This window comes from Streptomyces sp. So13.3 (assembly GCF_005860785.2).
Classification (GTDB): Bacteria; Actinomycetota; Actinomycetes; order Streptomycetales; family Streptomycetaceae; genus Actinacidiphila; species Actinacidiphila fildesensis.
In genome coordinates this window covers 3595426-3609699 of record NZ_CP048835.1, presented here as the reverse complement: position 1 = coordinate 3609699, position 14274 = coordinate 3595426, and the positions used below count along the sequence as shown (strand labels likewise).

Annotated in this window: 12 protein-coding genes, 3 tRNA genes and 2 pseudogenes; 8 read left to right on the top strand and 9 right to left on the bottom strand. The window is 68.2% G+C overall.

The window, feature by feature from the left end; genetic code table 11:
- Nucleotides 1-136 precede the first annotated feature (136 nt).
- Together C8250_RS16360 and C8250_RS43535 are read right to left on the bottom strand one after the other, a co-directional pair.
- The gene (locus C8250_RS16360) at nt 137-811 is read right to left on the bottom strand and encodes a GAP family protein (RefSeq protein ID WP_138356742.1); all 675 of its coding nucleotides are present in this window, start codon (nt 809-811) and stop codon (nt 137-139) included.
- A gap of 812 nt (nt 812-1623) precedes the next feature.
- A pseudogene (locus C8250_RS43535) lies at nt 1624-1926 on the bottom strand (glycoside hydrolase family 15 protein); the annotation flags it as partial.
- 344 nt (nt 1927-2270) lie between these two features.
- Here C8250_RS43535 and C8250_RS16355 point away from each other — a divergent pair.
- Both C8250_RS16355 and C8250_RS16350 read left to right on the top strand, forming a co-directional pair.
- Nucleotides 2271-2744 (top strand): Imm26 family immunity protein, encoded by a 474-nt coding sequence (locus C8250_RS16355; protein WP_187144866.1) that lies wholly within the window; start codon nt 2271-2273, stop codon nt 2742-2744.
- Between the two features lie 35 nt (nt 2745-2779).
- Nucleotides 2780-3781 (top strand): annotated as a pseudogene (locus C8250_RS16350) (ATP-dependent helicase); the annotation flags it as partial.
- A 73-nt stretch (nt 3782-3854) separates the two neighbouring features.
- Here the strand turns inward: C8250_RS16350 and C8250_RS16345 are convergent.
- From C8250_RS16345 to C8250_RS16325, 5 genes are all read right to left on the bottom strand, one after another.
- The gene (locus C8250_RS16345) at nt 3855-4262 is read right to left on the bottom strand and encodes a PIN domain nuclease (RefSeq protein ID WP_138356744.1); all 408 of its coding nucleotides are present in this window, start codon (nt 4260-4262) and stop codon (nt 3855-3857) included.
- Nucleotides 4259-4492, bottom strand: coding sequence for a type II toxin-antitoxin system VapB family antitoxin (locus C8250_RS16340; protein WP_138356793.1), 234 nt, complete (start codon nt 4490-4492; stop codon nt 4259-4261). The genes C8250_RS16345 and C8250_RS16340 overlap by 4 nt, the downstream gene beginning before the upstream one ends.
- 777 nt (nt 4493-5269) lie before the next feature.
- Nucleotides 5270-5343: transfer RNA gene (locus C8250_RS16335), tRNA-Ile, on the bottom strand.
- Nucleotides 5344-5497: 154 nt separating this feature from the next.
- Nucleotides 5498-5573: transfer RNA gene (locus C8250_RS16330), tRNA-Asn, on the bottom strand.
- A 5-nt stretch (nt 5574-5578) separates the two neighbouring features.
- Nucleotides 5579-5651: transfer RNA gene (locus C8250_RS16325), tRNA-Asn, on the bottom strand.
- Between the two features lie 209 nt (nt 5652-5860).
- Between C8250_RS16325 and C8250_RS16320 the strand changes: the two genes are divergently transcribed.
- From C8250_RS16320 to C8250_RS16305, 4 genes are all read left to right on the top strand, one after another.
- Complete coding sequence (locus tag C8250_RS16320; RefSeq protein ID WP_138356745.1) at nt 5861-6157, top strand: YtxH domain-containing protein; 297 nt, start codon at nt 5861-5863, stop codon at nt 6155-6157.
- Between the two features lie 27 nt (nt 6158-6184).
- Entirely contained in the window at nt 6185-7642 is a 1458-nt protein-coding gene (locus tag C8250_RS16315) for an FGGY family carbohydrate kinase (RefSeq protein WP_138356746.1), read from the top strand.
- 69 nt (nt 7643-7711) lie between these two features.
- A complete protein-coding gene (locus C8250_RS16310; protein WP_138356747.1) occupies nt 7712-9445 on the top strand; it encodes an ABC transporter ATP-binding protein in 1734 nt (577 codons plus the stop codon).
- A 41-nt stretch (nt 9446-9486) separates the two neighbouring features.
- Nucleotides 9487-11406, top strand: coding sequence for an ABC transporter ATP-binding protein (locus C8250_RS16305; RefSeq protein ID WP_138356794.1), 1920 nt, complete (start codon nt 9487-9489; stop codon nt 11404-11406).
- A 219-nt stretch (nt 11407-11625) separates the two neighbouring features.
- Here C8250_RS16305 and C8250_RS16300 read toward each other — a convergent pair whose 3' ends face one another.
- Together C8250_RS16300 and C8250_RS16295 are read right to left on the bottom strand one after the other, a co-directional pair.
- The gene (locus C8250_RS16300) at nt 11626-12129 is read right to left on the bottom strand and encodes a hypothetical protein (RefSeq protein WP_164294036.1); all 504 of its coding nucleotides are present in this window, start codon (nt 12127-12129) and stop codon (nt 11626-11628) included.
- Nucleotides 12130-12183: 54 nt separating this feature from the next.
- The gene (locus tag C8250_RS16295) at nt 12184-12612 is read right to left on the bottom strand and encodes a MarR family transcriptional regulator (RefSeq protein ID WP_138356749.1); all 429 of its coding nucleotides are present in this window, start codon (nt 12610-12612) and stop codon (nt 12184-12186) included.
- Between the two features lie 104 nt (nt 12613-12716).
- Between C8250_RS16295 and C8250_RS16290 the strand changes: the two genes are divergently transcribed.
- Together C8250_RS16290 and C8250_RS16285 are read left to right on the top strand one after the other, a co-directional pair.
- Nucleotides 12717-13733: an NADP-dependent oxidoreductase gene (locus C8250_RS16290; RefSeq protein ID WP_138356795.1), complete on the top strand. Its 1017-nt coding sequence runs from the start codon at nt 12717-12719 to the stop codon at nt 13731-13733.
- Nucleotides 13734-13813: 80 nt separating this feature from the next.
- Complete coding sequence (locus C8250_RS16285) at nt 13814-14242, top strand: organic hydroperoxide resistance protein (protein WP_138356750.1); 429 nt, start codon at nt 13814-13816, stop codon at nt 14240-14242.
- The last annotated feature ends 32 nt before the right edge of the window (nt 14243-14274 follow it).

Here is a 14274-nt window from a genome sequence, read left to right as displayed (position 1 = left end):
GCCAGGGCTCCTGCTGGGACGATCACGTCGGCCTCCGCGGCGTCGTGGGGCACCCCTCCAGCCACAGTCGTACAGCGCCCGGAGACAGGCAACTCGCCGACATCGAGATGCGGGCCTTCAGCGACGGCCGGCTGGGCTAGGTCAGCGCGCTGATGGCATCGCCGGCGAACTTGGTGCCCAATACGATGAGTAGCACCGCCGTGATCGCGGCGTTGTGGGCTGCCATCCATGTCTTCCAGGACTGCAAAATCGTGACCGCACGATCGCCACCGAGCAGGAAGACACCCAGCGGTACCAAGGCACACAGTGAGCCGATCAGCACGAACAGCCCGATGGCCACCGTTTTACCGCCACTTCCGGCCGAACTCGACGCGATCGACAATGCGCCGCCGACCGCCAGAATCAAGTTCTTCGGACTCACCCCGACCAGTGCGGCAGCCAGCAGAGCAGACTTGGCCGGCGAGAAGGCTTCGATGGACTCCATCCACCTGGGCAACTGTGCCTCCTGGCCATCCTGCGGCCGGCCGCGCCACTGCATCCCCGCGAGCAGGAGCAATAGGATCCCCAGCGCCAGCTTGACCCACGAGGTCCAGCTCGCCGGGTCGCTGCTGACGCGTGCGTCGGCCCCACTCCCGGCCAGCACCACGATGACGCTGACCACAGCCAGGGTGACCATCCACGCCGCGGCGAACGCAGTCCCGTTGACGCGCCCACGCGGTGTGGCCAACATCAGCACAATGGCGATCAGCGGAATCGGACTGACGGCAATACCGACCGCGGGGACCAGCATCTGCCCAATGGCGTCACCCACGGCGGCCTCTTTTCCTCGGTGATGAGAACTTGCGAACGGAACGACATAATGCGCCAGCTGACTATTCGCTGAAGCTTAATACGGTTGCGACGGGCTGCGTCGGGGGCGCGGACCAGATCGTCCAGCGTGGGGCTGTACACCTCCCAGACACCGTGGAAGTCGCTGCGCCTGCCGGTCTTCTTCACCGGACACGGACCGGGGATTCGGGAGCAGCGGATCATGTCAAATGGCCGTACTCCACCTGCGACGTGGATCTCCTGGCCGTCGTGGATCTCCTGCCACGGCCGGCCGGGGCACGATCAGCGACCACGAGGCGCCGTGAAGCACCTCGGATAGTTTCCTCGCCGTCGTCGTCCATGACGGCACAAGCCCGTCCCGTCGGGCGACCGGGCTCTGCGTCCCGCCAGGCGTCTCGAAATGGCCGACACTTGAATCTCCCAGGCAATCGCAACGGTTCCGACAACGGTCACGTCGATCGCCGGGCTCGGAGCGGTCCCCCACCACGACTTGGAAGCCTTCGCGGCCCACCGGTCGTGGCGATGCCCTCCTTCAAGGCCGTGTGCTCATCGCTCTCCGCATTGGCCAGGTGCGCGCTGGTTGTGAGGGATTGAAGTGGACGGCTCCACGCAGTCCGTTGCGGAAGCGCAGGAACATCCATGCAGGACAGTGCGGCCGTTTCTCACGGCACTCCAAACCCCGCTCCGGAACCGGACGCCTGTCCTCGTATATGAGCTCCCACAGGTTCGAGATCTTGAGCGAGACTGAAATTTTCGGAAGCCATGCTCTGATTGCCGAAACTCTGGCCGATGCTGTCAGCCCGCCCGTCCCGCGGCCCGGTCGAGCTCCTCGCCGAGCGTCACGGCGGCGTCGATGAGCGCCAGGTGGGTGAATGCCTGGGGGAAACTGCCGAGCTACTCGCCAGACGGTCCGATCTCCTCGGCGAACAGACCGACATGGTTGGCGTAGGCGAGCATATTGTCGAACGTGTACCGAGCTTGGTGGATGCGGCCGGCCTTGGCGAGGGCCTGGACATAGAGGAAGGTGTACAGGTTGGAGGTTCCCTCGGAGCCCCTCAGCCCGTCGGGGGAGACTGCCGGGTCGTAGCGGTAGACGACTGGCCCATGCCGATTGCAACGGTGATCAGCTATCCTCGCGTGCTCAGTGACAATCAGACACAGGTCTTCCCCCGACCGCTCCCTGGCCGGCCAACCGCCCGTCCTCAGCAGCTGCAAGGACGCCGACGCCGCCCCGGGCGGCCCCATGCGAGGGACTATCCAGGTGCTGCGTTCACGTTCGAGGTGCTTGGGCGCGCAAACGCCGGGAAAGATCTCGATGTTCTCGAGGAGAGCTGGATACGCGCAGGGGGCGGGAAATCTTCGGTTCCTGGAAGTGTATTGACCAACAAGCGAGTCCAGATGGTTGACAAGAAATACAAGGCCGCTGGAGGTACGGTATGCTAGTGAAATATCAGCAAGGGGATATTGTTGCAATTACCATTGCAGAGACTTCGGTTGCTTTTGCTCAGATTTTGATGAAGATGCGTAGAAATATCTTCATTGCGGTATTCTTCGGAGCTGTCAGCTCTCTGGAGTCGCCGGATCTTGAGTCGCTCAATGTCGATGATCCACGGCTTGTGGTTGAGACGATGGATTTGCGCGTGCGTGACGGGTCGTGGAGGATTGTCGGCCGCCGCACGCCTGCGGAACGCCTGCTGAATCCAATCTTCAAAGTTCCAGTTGGGATTGGGGAAGAGTTCCATATTCAGGACATTTATGGAACCGTAGGCAGGCCCGCATCTCCGCAAGAAGTGAAGCGCCTCAGGATGCAGAAGTCATATTCTCCTGCCGTTGTAGAGAAGGCTGCCCGCGCCCTTCACGGATTGGAGCCCTGGCTTGCAATTTTCGATGAGTTGCGACCTGGCGTTGATCTCTAACGAGCTCATGCAGGCTGGCTGCGGCGCGTGGTGGCCTGAAGTCGCGCGGCTGGGTGGAGCCGGTGGTCGCTCCGCCGGACCCACGGCACATCGTCGCGCAACAAGTGCTGGCCCTCTGCTTGCAGGAGCATCGCGTCGGTGACCGACTGTGGCAGGAATGGTGGGGAGAGCTTGGCCCCTTCGGAAATTCGGCCGAACCTATCGTGCGACACCTGATTGACGAGGGATTCCTGGACCGGGACGGAGGGATGCTCTTCATGGGTCCCGAAGCCGAACGCCGCTTCGGATACCGACACTTCATGGATCTCACCGCAGTGTTCACGGCGGCTCCGGAATTCGCGGTGCTGTCGGGTCACTCCGAGATCGGCACGACCAATCCCGCGCTACTGACAGAAGAGGTGCTCGGTCCTCGGCGTCTGCTCCTTGCAGGACGGAACTGGCAGGTGACGTATATCGACTGGTCCCGGCGGCGATGCTTCGTCGAACCGGTCGATGGCGGCGGCAAAGCGCGCTGGGGAGGAGTAGGTTCCGGCCGGACCACATCGTATGAACTGACCCGCGCGGCAAGAGAAGTACTGCTCGGCTCCGACCCGCCGGTGCCCCTCACCGTGCGTGCCACGGCTGCGCTGGCCCAGGCGCGCGAGGGCAGTTCGGAACTGGTCCACCCGGACGGGACCGTCATCGTCAGGGGCGGGCGTGACACCAACGTGCGCTGGTGGACCTGGGCCGGTTACCGGGCCAACGCCACCCTGGCCGCCACACTCACCACGATCGCCGATCCTCTCCAGAGGCCAACGGACACCTGCATCCGACTTCGCGAGGACGTGACGCCCGCGGAATGGAGGAAGGCCACTGCAGAGGCCGTCGACCAGCTGTGTCTTCCCGCAGTGGATGCGCGTGCGCTGAACGGCCTCAAGTTCAGCGCAGCACTGCCAACCCGGCTCGCGGAGGCCACCCTTGCCGCACGGCTCGCGGATCTGGAGGGTGCGGCGGCTGCGCTCAGAGAGCCGTCCAGGTTCACGATGGTGGGACCGTGACTTCGATTCTGCACCCCCCAGCACGGCGGCATGCGGGCCGCCATCAGGTCAGCGACGACGAACTCGGTCGGCATTAGGTGCGGATGTCGCGCTGTTGTACGTCCTTGAGGATGCTGGCCACAGTGGCGAAGTCGTTGTCTACGTGGAGCACGGTGTGGCCGTGGTGGACTGCGGTTGCGCAGACGAGTAGGTCGATCGCGCCGGCGGAGCGGTGCTGGCTGCGCTGGGTGAGTTTGTACTGGGCGGTGTCCACCCAGCGCCAAGCGTTCTTCGGCACCGCCGAGAGCGGGCACAACGCGTCCAGTTCCTCAGCCAATTCGTCCCGGTGGGACGGACTGGTGGCCGAGTACAGGAACTCGGTCCGGGTGGGTTCGCAGACGCGGAACACCCCGGCGGCAATGTGCCCCTCCCAGGGCCGGAGCGCCCCTGGGGTGCGGAACAGATGCCACAGCGCCGAAGTGTCGAGGAGATACGAAATCACTCGAAGGCCGCCCGCCGGGCCTGCTTAACAGCGTCATGGGCGGCGGCGGCCTGATCGAACTCACCTTGGGCCCCGCGGGCAGCCAGCTTCTCGGCGGCCTCCAGCCGCTTGACCCGGTCCACGTAGTCGCGCAGGGCCGCGTTGACCGTCTCCTTCTTTGTCGTGACGCCCATCAACCGCATGGCCTCTGCCAGCGCCTCGTCGTCGAGATCAATCTGGGTGACCGACACAACCACCATCTCCCTGATGTTGATGTATGCATCTACGATACATCGCCAACATTGACGGCGGCAGAAGCAACGCATCCCGCGTCGTCGATGGCGATGGTGTCCCAGTGATTCATGGCGCGACCACCTGCCGATGGGACGTTCGGCGGCGGGGTCAGTCAGGGGTAGCGAGGTCATTAAGGGGCACGGGTTTTCGCCCGACCGCTCCCTGGCCGGCCAACGGTCCGTCCGCAACGGCTGTCGAGGCGCCGACGCCGCCTTGGCTGGCTCTCACCCCGACTGCCCGCGGAATGTGCTGCACGGCCATGCCCCAAGCCGGGTCCGAGCATCCCCCCGCTTCTGTCCACCGATGACGCCAGGGACTGCCCATCCGAGCATCGGATGGGCAGGAAGCTGTAGGGCCTCGGCGCGCACATCCGCCCGGCCGACTGAATGGTCAGGGTCACATCGGGTGTTCCAGCTGGGCCGTTTCCAGTACGGGCCGTTGTCTGAAACCGACCCGGCGCACTCAGGCAACGCTGCTACCCGCCCTGACCCGATCCCCGCGTCCCCACCACGTCCCCACAACTTGTGCTGCGACCCTCAAGGACAGCCACACTCCGGCTGGTGACCAAGTTGATCAGCCACAAAACAGCAGGTCAGCGCGTTGGACGCCATCCAAGGCGGAAGGAAGCTACGCAATGCTCCATCCAACTGAGCAGCGGATTGAGTCCGTTGGGCCCAAGTTCATGTTTTGAGGTCCCAGACGCGACGTTTCCGCAGGTCAGAGGCTTGCACGGGTGGGGCGGGTGGGACTCGAACCCACGACCGACGGATTATGAGTCCGCTGCTCTAACCGGCTGAGCTACCGCCCCGTACGACACGCCTCACGCGCCGTCTGCCGCAGCATAGCTGCTCATACGATCTGTCGCCCTCGCGGGTCACAGACGCATCACTGAGTGGACTTCGATCAGGGGGCGGGCGGTTCCCGGGAAACGAAAAAGGACCCCAACGGGGTCCTCTTGTCGTTGGCTCCCCCGACTGGACTCGAACCAGTAACCCTCCGGTTAACAGCCGAATGCTCTGCCAATTGAGCTACAGGGGACCGCGCTCCCCCGACTGGACTCGAACCAGTAACCTGCCGGTTAACAGCCGGCTGCTCTGCCAATTGAGCTACAGGGGATTGCGCTGTGCGCATCGAGGAACGCCACGTCCGGACCAACCGGACGGCGCGCGCTCGCTGCGAGACATACATTAGCGCAAGTGGGGGGGTGCTCCGCCAACCCCTATCGCCGGGGTTGTCGTCCGGCTACAGCGGGTAGGCGCGAAGCACAGTCCACAGGACGGCCCCGAGGGCCGGACCCGGTACGAGTACGAGGAAGGGTGGAGCCCATGCGCTACCGGCTGACGTTCATCACCGGAGCCGTCGTCGGGTACGTGCTCGGGGCGCGGGCCGGGCGGGAGCGGTACGAGCAGCTGCGCAAGAGCGCCCAGCGGATCGCGCAGAACCCGGCGGTGCGCAACGCCGCCGAGAGCGCGGCGCAGACCGGGCGCGGGGTCGCGGTGAAGGCCGCGGACGCCGTCGGGTCCAAGGTCGGCGACAAGATGCCGGAATCGGTCACCGCGAAGGTCAGGGCGCTGCGCGACCGGGGCCGCACCGAGGACGACTGGGGTACCTCGAACACCTGACGGTGCCGTGCGGCATCATCTCCCCCTATGGGGAAAGTCGCGGGCATCGACAGTTCGGCCGCAGGGACCACCGTCGTCGTGTGCGACACGGATACCGGCGAGGTGCTCCGGCAGGGGTACGCGCCCCATCCCGTGGAGGGCGAGGCCGCCCCGGCGGGCAAGCCGACCGAGAGCGATCCGCAGTCGTGGCTGCTGTCGCTCGGCGAGGCGGCCAAGGACGGCCTGCTCGAGGGCGTCCTGGCGATCGGCATATCCGGGCAGCAGCAGGGCCTGCTGGCGCTCGACGCCGGTGGCGTGCTGGTCCGCCCGGCACTGCTGCGCGGTGACAAGCGGGCCCAGCCGCAGGCGCTGGATCTGACCGCGGCGCTCGGCGGCCCGGCGAAGTGGGCGCAGGCCGTCCAGTCCGTGCCGCACGCCGGATACCCGGTGGCGAAGCTGCGCTGGCTGGCCGAGCACGAGCCGGCGGCGGCGCAGCGCACCGCCGAGGTGCTGCTGCCGCACGACTGGCTGGTCTGGCAGCTGCTGGGCCGGCCGCAGCGGCGTACGACCGACCGCGGCGACGCGTCCGGCACGGGTTACTGGTCGGCGGCCACCGGGGAGTACCGCTCCGATCTGGTGGAGCTGGCGCTCGGACACCAGGTGGCGCTGCCGCAGGTACTCGGTCCCGCCGAGCCGGCCGGGCAGACCCCCGAGGGGCTGCTGATATCGGCGGGGAGCGGCGACACGATGGCGGCCGCGCTCGGCCTGGGCGTCGGCCCCGGTGACGCGGTGGTCTCGCTGGGCGCCTCCAGCACCGTCTTCGCGGTGCACGACGAAGCCCTGACGGACCCCTCCGGGACGATCACCTCCTTCGCGGACGCCACCGGGCGTCATCTGCCACTGCTCCAGACCCGTAACGCGGTGCGCGTGCTGCGCGCGACCGCCGAACTGCTCGGCACCGACCTCGCGGGCCTGTCGGACCTGGCGCTGCGCTCCACCCCGGGCGCCTACGGCCTGGTGCTGCTGCCGTATCTGGAGGGCGAGCGCACCCCGGACCTGCCGCACACCGCCGGCACGCTGGCCGGGCTGCGGCGCGAGAGCATGAAGCCCGAGCACCTGGCGCGGGCCGCGTTCGAGGGCATGCTGTGCGGGCTCGCGGACGCGCTGGAGGTGCTGCGCGGGCGCGGGGTCGCGGTGCGGCGGATCTTCCTGCTGGGGGCGGCCGCCGAGCTGCCCGCCGTGCGGGCGATCGCCCCGGCGCTCTTCGAGGCGCAGGTGGTGGTCCCGCAGCCGGGGGACCACGCGGCGCTGGGCGCGGCCCGGCAGGCGGCGTGGTCCCTGGGTGTGGTGCTCGGCTCGGCGACGGCGCAGGAGCCGCCGGCCTGGCGGACCGGCGGGCACCGACTGCTGGAGCCGGGCGACGACCTGCCGGTGGGGCAGGCGATACGCCAGCAGTACACAGCTGTTCGGGAGCAGACCCACCCCGGGGCCTTTGCCGAGGTTTAAACGAATGCGGACCCAGGATGTCGGAAGATAGGATCGCTCGCCGATCAAGCCGACTCTGAGAGATTCCGTGTGCTGATCCGAATTCTGCGCACCCACCTGCGCCCGTACCAGCGACCCATCACGCTGCTCGTGCTGCTCCAGCTCGTGCAGACCATCGCCACGCTGTACCTCCCCACGCTCAACGCCGACATCATTGACAACGGTGTCGTCAAGGGCGACACCGGATACATCCTGCGGCTCGGCGGCATCATGATCGCGGTCACCGTGCTCCAGGTGGTGTGCGCGGTCGGCGCCGTGTTCTTCGGCGCCAGGACGGCCATGGCCGTCGGCCGGGACATCCGGGCCTCGATCTTCGACCGGGTGCAGAGCTTCTCCGCCCGCGAGGTGGGGCAGTTCGGCGCCCCGTCGCTGATCACCCGCACCACCAATGACGTCCAGCAGGTCCAGATGCTGGTGCTGATGACGTTCACCCTGATGGTGTCGGCGCCGATCATGTGCGTCGGCGGCATCATCATGGCGCTCGGCCAGGACGTACCGCTGTCCTCGCTGCTGCTGGCCGTGGTGCCGGTGCTCGGCATCCTCATCGGGCTGATCGTCCGCCGGATGCGGCCGCTGTTCCGCACCATGCAGGTGCGCGTCGACACGGTGAACCGTGTACTGCGTGAGCAGATCACCGGCATCCGGGTGATCCGGGCGTTCGTGAAGGACGACTACGAGAAGAAGCGCTTCGCCGGCGCGAACGACGAGCTGACGGACGTGTCGCTGCAGACCGGCCGGCTGATGGCACTGATGTTCCCCGTCGTCATGACGGTCGTGAACGTCTCCAGCGTCGCGGTGATGTGGTTCGGCGCACACCGGATCGCGAGCGGCGGCATGCAGATCGGCGCGCTGACCGCGTTCCTCAGCTATCTGATGCAGATCCTGATGTCCGTGATGATGGCCACCTTCATGTTCATGATGGTGCCGCGCGCCGAGGTCTGCGCGGAGCGCATCGAGGAGGTCCTGGCGACCGAGTCGAGCGTCGTTCCGCCGGTCGCACCCATCACGAAGCTGCTCCGGCACGGCCATCTGGAGCTGCGCGGCGCGGACTTCAGCTATCCGGGTGCCGAGGCGGCGGTGTTGCGCGGGGTCGACCTGGTCGCCAGACCGGGGGAGACCACCGCGGTGATCGGGTCGACGGGCAGCGGCAAGAGCACCCTGCTGGGGCTCGTCCCACGGCTCTACGACGCGACCGGCGGCGACGTGCTCGTCGACGGGGCCTCCGTCCGGGACCTGGCCCCCGCGCTGCTCGCCGAGACCGTCGGCCTCGTACCGCAGAAGCCGTACCTGTTCTCCGGGACCGTCGCGACCAACCTGCGCTACGGCAAGCCCGACGCGACCGACGAGGAGCTGTGGCACGCGCTGGAGGTCGCGCAGGCCCGCGGCTTCGTGGAGGAACTCGAAGGCGGCCTGGACGCCCCGATCGCGCAGGGCGGCACGAACGTCTCCGGCGGTCAGCGGCAGCGGCTCGCCATCGCGCGGGTGCTGGTGCGCCGGCCCGAGATCTACCTCTTCGACGACTCCTTCTCCGCGCTCGACTACGCGACGGACGCGGCCCTGCGCTCGGCGCTCGGCCGGGAGACCGCCGAGGCCACCGTGGTGATCGTCGCGCAGCGGGTGAGCACCATCCGGGACGCCGACCGCATCATCGTCCTCGACGAGGGCCAGGTGGTGGGCACCGGAACGCACAGCGAACTCATGTCGGAGAACCCGACCTACCGGGAGATCGTGCTCTCCCAGCTCACTGAGCAGGAGGCAGCATGACCACCCCGGCGAAAGCGGCGCCCCGCCGCGGCCCCGCGCCGATGGCCGGGCCCGCGCGCTTCATGGGCGGCGGGCCGGTCGAGCGGTCGATGGACTTCAAGGGCTCGTTCCGGCGGCTGATCCGTCTGATGCGTCCGGACCGGCTCTTCCTCTACCTGGTGCTGGCGCTGGGCACCGCGAGCGTGACGCTCTCCGTGCTGGGCCCCAAGATCCTCGGCCACGCCACCGACCTGATCTTCGCGGGCGTGATCGGCGGTCAGTTCAAGGCCGGCACCACCAAGGCGCAGGCGATCGAGGCCATGCGCCAGCACGGCGAGGGCCAGGTCGCCGATCTGCTCTCCGCGGTGGACTTCACCCCCGGCCAGGGCATCGACTTCGAGGCGGTGGGCAGCGTGCTGCTGACCGTCCTGGGGATCTACCTGGCCGCCGGGCTGTTCAGCCTCGTACAGATGCGGACCGCCACCGGCATCATCCAGCGCACCGTCTACCGGCTGCGCGAGGACATCGAGGCGAAGCTGTCGCGGCTGCCGCTGTCGTACTTCGACCAGCAGCCGCGCGGTGAGGTGCTCAGCCGGGCCACCAACGACATCGACAACATCGCGCAGACCCTGCAGCAGACCATGGGCCAGATCGTGAACTCGCTGCTCACGATCGTCGGCGTGCTGGTGATGATGTTCTGGATCTCGCCGCTGCTGGCCCTGGTCGCGCTGGTGACGGTGCCGGTGTCGGTGGTCGTGGCCACCGCGGTCGGCAAGCGCGCGCAGCCGCAGTTCGTCCAGCAGTGGAAGACCACCGGCAAGCTCAACGCGCACATCGAGGAGATGTACACCGGCCACTCGCTGGTGAAGGTCTTCGGGCGGCAGGACGAGTCCGCCGAGGCCTTCAGGGTGCAGAACGAGATGCTCTACCGGACGGGCTTCAAGGCGCAGTTCATCAGCGGGATCATCCAGCCCGCGATGATGTTCATCGGGAACATCAACTACGTGCTGGTGGCGGTCGTCGGCGGGCTGCGGGTCGCGACCGGCGCGCTGTCCATCGGCGACGTCCAGGCGTTCATCCAGTACTCCCGGCAGTTCAGCCAGCCGCTCACCCAGGTGGCGAGCATGTCCAACCTGGTGCAGTCCGGGGTCGCTTCGGCCGAGCGGGTCTTCGAGCTGCTGGACGCCCCCGAGCAGGACGCGGACCCGGCGAACGCCGCCCGGCCCAGGGAACTGCTCGGCCGCGTCGCCCTGGAAGGGGTGGCGTTCCGGTACGAGCCGGACAAGCCGCTGATCGAGGACCTGTCGCTGAGCGTCGAGCCCGGCCACACCGTCGCGATCGTCGGTCCGACCGGCGCGGGCAAGACCACGCTGGTCAACCTGCTGATGCGGTTCTACGAGGTGACCGCGGGCCGGATCACCCTGGACGGCGTGGACATCGCCGAGATGTCCCGCGAGGACCTGCGCTCCGGCATCGGCATGGTGCTGCAGGACACCTGGCTGTTCGGCGGCACCATCGCGGAGAACATCGCCTACGGCTCCGAGGGCCGTACCCAGGAGCAGATCGAGGAGGCGGCGCGCGCGGCGCACGCCGACCGCTTCATCCGCACCCTCCCGGACGGCTACGACACGGTGATCGACGACGAGGGCTCGGGGGTCAGCGCGGGCGAGAAGCAGCTCATCACCATCGCGCGGGCGTTCCTGTCCGATCCGGTGATCCTCGTCCTCGACGAGGCGACCAGCTCCGTCGACACCCGTACCGAGGTGCTGATCCAGCGCGCCATGGCGACCCTGGCGCACGGCAGGACCAGCTTCGTCATCGCCCACCGGCTGTCCACGATCCGCGACGCGGACGTGATCCTGGTGATGGAGTCCGGCGCGATCGTCGAGCAGGGCACGCACAGTGAACTGCTGGCCGCCGAGGGTGCCTACGCACGGCTGTACGCGGCGCAGTTCGCGCAGGCGGTGGCGGAGGTCGACTGATCCGGGATCCCTTCCGGCGCCGCACGACCGGCGCCGGAGGGGACCGGATTGTCCGGCAACGCCCGTGCGGGGCCGCGATCTTCCCAGAAGTTTCACACGTTCGCGTTCACCCGTGACCTACGGGCCGCATAGCGTCCCAACCACAATGGACTACTGCTACTCGTGCCGTCGGCACCTCAACGGCGCCCTGTCGTGCCCCGGGTGCGGCACGCCCGTGGATCAGCTCGTCATCCCCGTGGACCCCGTGCCGGTGTCGGGGACACCGGCCGCCCCGCCGGAACCGGACCATTCGGGCGGCCGGGCCGCCCGGCGCCGGGCACCGAGCCGGGCGCGGCGGCGCGGCAGGAGGCGGCTGCTGACGGGAGTCGGCGTCGGCCTCGTGGTCGTCGTCTGCACGGCCGCGGCACTGTCGTCGGGGACCTTCGCGAGCGGCCCGGAAGCGGACACCGGCCCGTCGCAGGCGCCCGCCGGGGACTCCGTCCCGCAGGCCGGCGCGTCCAGCCCGGCCCCGCGGCACACCACGGCCCGGCCGACGCACTCGAAGCCGGCCACCACCGCGAGCACCTCCGGCACCCCGTCGGGCTCGCCGTCCGCGACCCCGTCGGGCTCCAGGACGCCGACCCGGCCGGCATCGCCGACCAGCCGGCCGCCGACGTCGCCTACGGCCTCGGGCTCGCCCTCGCCGACCCGGACCCCGCACCCCACGCACAGCCCGACCTGCAAGCCCGTCCTGTGGTGGTGCGAGTAGCGGTTCGGTCCCGCGGGCCGGCCGTCAGGTCAGGTCAGCATGCGCTTGAGCAGATCGCGCAGTGAGGTGCGCTCCGCCTCGGACAGCCCGGCGAGCGGCGCCCGGGCGAAGTGCAGCGCGCCACGCAGCCGGGCCGCCGTCTCATGGCCCTCGTCGGTGGCGGCGGCCAGCTTGATGCGGCGGTCGGCCGGGTCGGGCCGGCGCTCGGCGAGCCCGCGCGCCTCCAGCCGGTCGACGATCCCGGTGATGTTGGACGGCTCGCACTTCAGCTGCTGGGCGATGTGCCGCATGGGCAGCGGCTCACGGGACAGGAGCGCCAGGACGCGGGCCTGCGCACCGGTGAGCTGGTGGTTCGCGGCGGCCTCCTCGTACTCCTCGTGGTAGCGCGCCACGACCGTGGCGATCAGGTCGACCACTTCGAGGGTCAGGGGGTCGGTACGTTGAGGCGTGGGGGACATGTGCCACAGCGTACTCCCGGTTACTTGACAACCTCAAACATCAAGGTCCATCGTTATTTGAGGAAATCAATCTTTGCCATAGTCAAGCTATGGCGGACGGAGGCATCCCCCTCATGCCGAAGAGCCGTGAATGGCACCTGGTAGCCCGCCCCCACGGGTGGCCGACCACTGATGACGTCGCCCTGCGCGAGGTCGAGACGGCGGAGCCGGGCCCCGGCCAGATCGTCGTCCGCAACCTGCACCTGTCGGTGGACCCGTACATGCGCGGCCGGATGAACGACGTGAAGTCGTACTCGCCGCCGTACGCCCTGAACGAGCCGATGGCGGGCGGCGCGGTCGGCCGTGTCACCGCTTCCAACGCCGACGGGTTCGCGGTCGGCGACCACGTGCTGCACTGGCTCGGCTGGCGCGAGTACGCGGTCCTCGACGCGGCGCACGCTGTGAAGGTCGACCCGGCAGCGGCGCCGCTCAGCGCCTACCTCGGCGCGCTCGGCATGCCGGGCCTGACCGCGTACGCGGGACTGCTGGAGGTCGCCTCGTTCACCGAGGGCGACGTGGTCTTCGTCTCGGGCGCGGCCGGTGCGGTCGGCAGCCAGGTGGGCCAGATCGCGAAGCTCAAGGGCGCCTCCCGGGTGATCGGCAGCGCCGGCTCGGACGAGAAGGTCAAGCTCCTCGTCGAGGAGTACGGCTTCGACGCCGCTTTCAACTACAAGAACGGCCCGGTGGCCGAGCAGTTGAAGAAGGCCGCCCCCGACGGGATCGACGTCTACTTCGACAACGTCGGCGGCGAGCACCTGGAAGCCGCGATCAGCTCGTTCAACCTGCGCGGCCGTGCCGTGCTGTGCGGCGCCATCGCCCAGTACAACGACACCGAGGCCTCGGGCGGGCCGCGCAACCTGGCGCAGATCATCGGCAAGCGGCTGCGGCTGCAGGGCATGCTCGTGGGCGACCACGCGGCGCTGCAGGGGCAGTTCGTGCAGGAGGTCGGCGGCTGGATCCGGGACGGCAAGCTGCACTACCGCGAGACGGTCGTCGAGGGCATCGAGAACAACTTCGAAGCTTTCCTCGGCGTACTGCGGGGCGACAACACCGGCAAGATGATCGTCACCCTGCCGGAGTAAGCTCTTCAACAAATTGTTGCGATCGTGGGCGCGAGTCGCGGCGATGCACGTGAGTGCACCAACCAGGAGGGGTTCTTTTCATGACCATCCAGTCCGTAGACGTCCTGTACACCGCCGTCGCCACGGCCGAGAACGGCCGTGACGGCCGGGTCGCCACCGACGACGGCAAGCTCGACGTCGTCGTCAACCCGCCGAAGGAACTGGGCGGCAACGGTGCCGGCACCAACCCGGAGCAGCTCTTCGCCGCCGGTTACAGCGCCTGCTTCCAGGGTGCCCTCGGTGTGGTGGCCCGCCAGGAGAAGGCGGACATATCCGGCTCCCGGGTAACCGCCAAGGTCGGCCTCGGCAAGACCCCGGCCGGCGGCTTCGGCCTCAAGGTCGAGCTCGCGGTGTCGATCCCGAACGTGGACGCGGCCACCGCCCAGTCGCTCGTGGAGAAGGCGCACCAGGTGTGCCCGTACTCCAACGCGACGCGCGGCAACGTCGACGTGGTGCTGACCGTCGTCTGATCACCGCTCGGCCATCGGCCGGGTGAGGGCCG

Bases quoted from the DNA above. Each gene is read 5' to 3' on its own strand.
- C8250_RS16285 (WP_138356750.1), top strand. From the start codon at position 13,814: ATGACCATCCAGTCCGTAGACGTCCTGTACACCGCCGTCGCCACGGCC.
- C8250_RS16315 (WP_138356746.1), top strand. From the start codon at position 6,185: ATGGGGAAAGTCGCGGGCATCGACAGTTCGGCCGCAGGGACCACCGTC.
- C8250_RS16295 (WP_138356749.1), bottom strand. From the start codon at position 12,612: ATGTCCCCCACGCCTCAACGTACCGACCCCCTGACCCTCGAAGTGGTC.
- C8250_RS16305 (WP_138356794.1), top strand. From the start codon at position 9,487: ATGGCCGGGCCCGCGCGCTTCATGGGCGGCGGGCCGGTCGAGCGGTCG.
- C8250_RS16320 (WP_138356745.1), top strand. From the start codon at position 5,861: ATGCGCTACCGGCTGACGTTCATCACCGGAGCCGTCGTCGGGTACGTG.